The organism is uncultured Campylobacter sp., assembly GCF_937997595.1.
Taxonomy (GTDB): Bacteria; Campylobacterota; Campylobacteria; order Campylobacterales; family Campylobacteraceae; genus Campylobacter_B.
In genome coordinates this window covers 1-5,351 of sequence record NZ_CALKTS010000152.1, presented here as the reverse complement: position 1 = coordinate 5,351, position 5,351 = coordinate 1, and the positions used below count along the sequence as shown (strand labels likewise).

The window sequence follows — 5,351 nt, the reverse complement described above, 5'->3', positions numbered from 1 at the left end:
TTTAGTTTGGATTGAAATTTTAGCCCAAACGGCGAGTTCTTAAATTTAGCGGGAATTTCGCGAGCGAATAGGGTAGAGTGGGCGGCGAGGCAAATACCGCTCGCTGTTATCTCTAGCCTGCCACACAGCTCAAAGTTACGATAAATCAAATCAACTCAGTCATCACTGCAAGCGCAAGGCTATAAAATTTAAATCAGCTCCGTGACCTATCGTTGAAGTCGCGAGGCTATAGCAAGCAAATTGGTCCCAATACACAGCCGGACTATATAAAGCAGCGGCAAGTCGAAATCGATATGCCTCGCCGTAGCAAAACCACGGCGAGTTTGGCTAAAGCCTATAGAGGATCGGCGTATCTAGTCCAAGCCAGCAATGAGCCAGTCTTAAACCCCAGACCGCTCCTGATCCTTACCTCGCCCCTTTAGGCGGCATAAACGCGGTTAGTTTGATATCTTCGCCCGCCTTGTGTTTATAAAGCTCGATATTTACTAACGCCGTGTGCGCGATGTTGCCGTTGGCAAGCTCGCTCGTAGGAAGATCGATCGTAAGCACGTTCGGATTTCCGTTTTTGCAAAGCCCCTCGGCGTTAGGATCGTACCACGCGCCTTCGAAGATCTGCACCACACCGCGCATTATGTCGTCGCTTACGTTGGCTCCCGCCAAAATTTCGCCGCGAGCGTTATATACGCGCACCAGATCGCCCTGCTTGATACCTAGCTCCTTAGCGTCCTCGGTATTTATTAGCACCGGCTCGCGATCCGCGACGGCGTATCTCTTGCGATTTGAGGTGTTGCTCTGCTGCGAATGCAAGCGGTCATACGGATGCAGACTAAGCAGGTGAAATTTCGCAGGCTTATCCTTCATCCCGAGCCACTCGACGGGCTCGAACCACATCGGATGCGCGCCGCAGTCTTTGTAGTTCATCGCAGCAATCGTATCGGAGTAAATTTCGATCAGCCCGCTAGGCGTTCCCAAAGCCTCCAAAACGGGATCGTTTCTAAAATCCTCAAAGCTCACGTATGCGGCACTCTCTGGCGTTTCGTAAAATTCCGTCGGCTCGTTTTTCTCCCACCACTGCTCGAAGCTCGGCATCTGAATGCCTAAAGCGGTGTTTGCGTTCACGGCGCTCGCCGCCCCTTCGTAAAATTCCTTGATCCAGTCCATCTCCGTTTTGCCGCCGTCCGTATAAACCTCGGCAAGCCCATCTGCATAAGCCTTGCAAAGGTCGGTAAAAATTTGATAATCGTCCTTCGCGCCGTGCTGCTTAGCGACGACCTGCTTCATCGGGATTATATGCATATTGGAGTAGTCTCCGCTCATCGTGATGTCGTTGCGCTCATACTCCGTCGTGGTCGGGAACACGATGTCCGCCATCTTCGCAGTAGGCGTCCAGTAAATTTCATTCACTACGATAGTGCGCGGCTTGCGCCAAGCCTTGATATTGGTGTTAGTATCTTGATGATGCACGATAGGATTTCCGCCGACCCAGTAGATAAAATCGATCTTCGGATAAGTGATCTTTGCGCCATTCGCGTCGATCGTCTTGCCCGGATTTAGCAGCACGTCCGCGATGCGAGCTAGAGGAAAGGCGACCTTCGCCGTATTTGCTAGCCACGCTTGGGCTGCTTCGCCGCCTTGCTTCTGATCCTGCGCAAGCCCTAAAAATTTGCCGTCCTTAACGACGCCGACGCTTGCCGCGTTCATTCCGCCGATCACGCCGCCCGCGCAGGTAGGCGCGCCGCCGTTAGCGTAGTGGTAGCTAAAACCGAAGCCCCCTCCGGCAAGCCCGATCTGCCCCAACATCGCGCATAGAGTTACGATCATCCAGTGCGCCTGCTCGCCGTGATGAGCGCGCTGGATACCCCAACCCGCCATTATCATCGTACGGTTTTCGTAAAATTTTATCGCAAGCTCTTTGATCACGTCCGCGCTAATGCCACAAATTTCACTAGCCCACTCGGGCGTCTTAGCCACGCCGTCGCTCTGTCCCGTGAGGTACGGCACGAATTTTTCAAAGCCCACGGTGTAATTTTGCAAAAATTCCTTATCGTACTTGCCCTGCGAGTAGAGGTACTGCGCCATACCTAGCATCATCGCTACGTCGGTGTTAGGGCGAGGGGCGATCCATCGCGCTTTGCCCTCGAAATACTTGCCGCTTACGGTTTTGATCGGATCGATGATGATGATCTCTTTGTCGCTGTTTTTTAGCTGCTCGAAATACTTAAATCCCTGCTCGTCCGAGCTCGTCCACGCCACGCGAAGCGTAGAGATCGGATTTAGCCCCCAAAAGACCACAACTTTGGAGTTTTCAAGCACCACGGGCCACGAGGTTTGCTGCTCATAAACCTGATTTGAGCCCGTTACATGCGGCATTATGACCTGTGCCGCACCCGTGGAGTAATCGCCCGTGACGCCCGTAAAGCCGCCGGTTAAGTTCATAAATCTATGAAGCAGCGTCCTTGAGACATGCACGTTGCCCGTGCTCTGCCAGCCGTAGCTACCCGCAAACACCGAGCTCGCGCCCTTTTGCTCGCGCGTCTTTTTAAGCTCGCGCGCGACGAGTTTGATCGCGTCTTCATATTTTACCTCGACCCATTCGTCAAGTCCGCGAAGCTCGGGCTTTGGATTATCGGGATCGGCGAGGTAAGATTTTCGCACCATCGGCGCTTTGATGCGCGTATTATAAACGAGATCCGCCATCGTATTTTGAAGAGTATTTGGAATTTTAGAGGTAATCTTCCACGGCGCGGATTTTACGATCTTGCCGTTTTTAACGCTCGCTTTTAAAATTCCCCACCGCGCCGCGGTTAAAATTTCGCCGTTTTTCTTAAGCGCGGTAAGTTTATCCGCCGCGAGCATCGAGCTTGGGATGAGCGGAAGCGCCGAAACCGCCGCGCCGAGCTTTAAAAAATTTCGTCTTTTCATTTCATATCCTTTAAATTTACGTCCTTGGAGTGCTTTTGCAGATACTGCACCACCGTCCAGCTCTCATCCTTGCTAATAGGCGTGCGCGAAAGCATCGATTTAATGTAGCCGGGCCATCTGTTAGCTTCGTAGCTTGCGGGCTGGTGCAAAGCGTGACAGACGCTACACGAGGCTTCGAATTTCTCCTTAGCGCCCGCGAAAATTTTATCCACGTCGCCGCTTAGCGCGCCCTCGTCGGTGTAGGCGGTTATTTTAACCTTATTAAAGCCGTCCTCTTCGCCCAAACTCTCGCTTTGAAATTTAGCCTGCTTCGAAAACGCCACCGCGATTATGCGCGCTTTAGGCGTGAAATAAATAACGTTGGGCGCCTTTGGATTTTGATAGCCGGTGAGCGAAAATTTCACTACTCCGTCCTTAACCTCCAAAACCTCTATGGCGTTTGTGGGCAGCAGCCTGCCGTCCTTGTGCGACAAATCGCCGCTTACGCTTACCTGCTTTAGCACCGTGCCGTAAAGCGTCTCGCCCTCCTTAACCTCGGCGCCAGCGTAGCTTGCGATCGCAGCCGTAAGGGTCGCCGCAGCCGCAATAGAATTTAAAAACTTCATGCTTATCCTTTCTTAAAATTTTAAAAACTTCTCGTAAATCTGCCGTATAAAAAGCTCGCAAACATCACGACCAAAACGGCCGCGAATGCCGCAAACGCTACCTGAGCGCACTGTGCCGCGTCTGCAAATTTAATGCTCGGCACCAGATAAAATCCCTCGCCGTAAAATCCGCTAAAAAAGCTCTGCACATCGCTAAGCGCGGTGCCTGCGGGGAAAGACGGGGTGCCCGTGCAGCTTGCGGGGCGAAATAGCTCCGGTAGCAGGCTATCAAGCGGCGCCGCAAAAGGGAAAGCGGGTGCTGAGAGGCAATTTGCCGTATCTGCGGCGGTGTGCGGCGCGGAGCTTTGTAAATAGCCGTATATCGCGCCCGCAAAACCAAGCACGTAGGCAATGAGCCTTGCTATGAAGCCAAACGGCAGCAGCAAGCCGATGAGCGCGCCCACGCCCGCTACGGCAAAGCCCAGACGCACGAGGGTGCCCATCTGCGTAGGCGACATAAAAAGGCAGCGCTGAAAGAAAAAATATGATGTCGCAAGATAGCCTGCGCTTATCACAAAGAGCCAAAACCACGGCGTAGCGGTATTTTGCCACGCGTAAATCTTCAAAATCAATCTATTCAAGATCTCCTCCGTCTTATAAAATTCTTAAGAATACTTTTTAATCTTAAGATTTAAATTTATGAGGGAATTATAGCAATAAAAGATAAAAATTCAGGTCTGTATTGCCCTAAATATCGGAGTTTTATAAGCTTTAAGCTTAACGTATAAAATTTCAATTTTAAAATTTAACGCTCTTTGCGTGGCGGCGGAAAGTTTTTGAGATATGAAATTAAAATGGTAGATTTTATAAAATTTATCTTTATTCGGGTCTGTTTTGATAAAAAATATGTCGATTTCAAACCCTAGGTAACCCCGACGCTCAATAAATATTATAAAGATGATATAATGAGCCGAAATTTTGAATAATATCACTTTATAATTTAAGGACGAGGTGCCGTGTGAAATTTAACATAAATGCCGTTATCGGCGGGGCGGATGATGTGCCGATCTATATATCGAATATTATAAGAGCGGCAAGAAAAGAGATTAAAAGGATTTTTAGCGATTTTGAAATAGAGTCTCTACAAAAGATCGATATTTGCCTTTGTTTGAGCGGGGAAGTGTCGAGATATTTTCCGAAATCGGGAATTTATCAACCGAAATATTATCTTAAAAGCAAAAAAATTATCGCGTATATTCATTTTAGCTCAGACGAGTGGAGCTCCGATAAAAGGGCGAACGTAGATAAATTTTTAGAAAAGTTCAAGCAGTACCTTATAGAGCTTGGAGATATTACCGGGCGGAAAATTGCTAATAATAATTTGGAATTTGACGATACGCAGTACAAAGACAATATAAATAAAATTTTTGAAAATTTAGTAGTAAATTGTTGAAATAAAATTTAAAAGGGCTATCTATCTGAAGCGGTAAAATTCCGCTTCAGATAAGGCAGACGCTAGCCCGGGCTAGTGAAATTCCAAACGCCATTAAGACACGAAATAGCGACGAGGTGAGTTTGGAATTTCATCATCAACGATAATTTAAAATTTTGCCCGAAAGCTTATTGGCTAGCTTAAAGCGCCTTGGTTGGCGCCCCGTAGAGCTTTAAAGCTCAAGCAGGCTATGCGCAGGCAGCGGGGGCAAGGACGATTTTAAGCGAGGCGCTAAATCGCGGCTTTTAGCGCCTCAAATTTCGCGTCTTGCTCGGCTAGAAGCTGTCCTTTCTCATCACGCGAGACGTAAATTTTAAAGATATTCTCGCCCGCTTTGTCGTAAAAGCCCACGA

5 protein-coding genes are annotated in these 5,351 nt (G+C 48.9%); 1 reads left to right on the top strand and 4 read right to left on the bottom strand.

Annotated elements, in window-relative coordinates; translation table 11 throughout:
• Positions 1-405 precede the first annotated feature (405 nt).
• From Q0614_RS05410 to Q0614_RS05400, 3 genes are read right to left on the bottom strand one after another with little or no spacing between them, the layout of a single operon-like run.
• The gene (locus Q0614_RS05410; protein WP_298787081.1) at positions 406-2,922 is read right to left on the bottom strand and encodes a molybdopterin guanine dinucleotide-containing S/N-oxide reductase; all 2,517 of its coding nucleotides are present in this window, start codon (positions 2,920-2,922) and stop codon (positions 406-408) included.
• Positions 2,919-3,527, bottom strand: coding sequence for a cytochrome C (locus Q0614_RS05405; RefSeq protein ID WP_298787079.1), 609 nt, complete (start codon positions 3,525-3,527; stop codon positions 2,919-2,921). Before Q0614_RS05405 ends, Q0614_RS05410 begins: the two co-directional genes overlap by 4 nt.
• Before the next feature lie 20 nt (positions 3,528-3,547).
• Positions 3,548-4,147 carry a disulfide bond formation protein B gene (locus Q0614_RS05400; protein WP_298787074.1) on the bottom strand — a complete coding sequence of 200 codons (600 nt, stop codon included), beginning with the start codon at positions 4,145-4,147 and terminating at the stop codon, positions 3,548-3,550.
• Between the two features lie 377 nt (positions 4,148-4,524).
• Between Q0614_RS05400 and Q0614_RS05395 the strand changes: the two genes are divergently transcribed.
• Positions 4,525-4,959, top strand: a complete 435-nt coding sequence (locus Q0614_RS05395; RefSeq protein ID WP_298787072.1) for an Imm12 family immunity protein — start codon at positions 4,525-4,527, stop codon at positions 4,957-4,959.
• A gap of 270 nt (positions 4,960-5,229) precedes the next feature.
• Here the strand turns inward: Q0614_RS05395 and Q0614_RS12545 are convergent, their stop codons facing one another.
• Complete coding sequence (locus Q0614_RS12545) at positions 5,230-5,349, bottom strand: ChuX/HutX family heme-like substrate-binding protein (protein ID WP_366125042.1); 120 nt, start codon at positions 5,347-5,349, stop codon at positions 5,230-5,232.
• Positions 5,350-5,351: the final 2 nt, after the last annotated feature.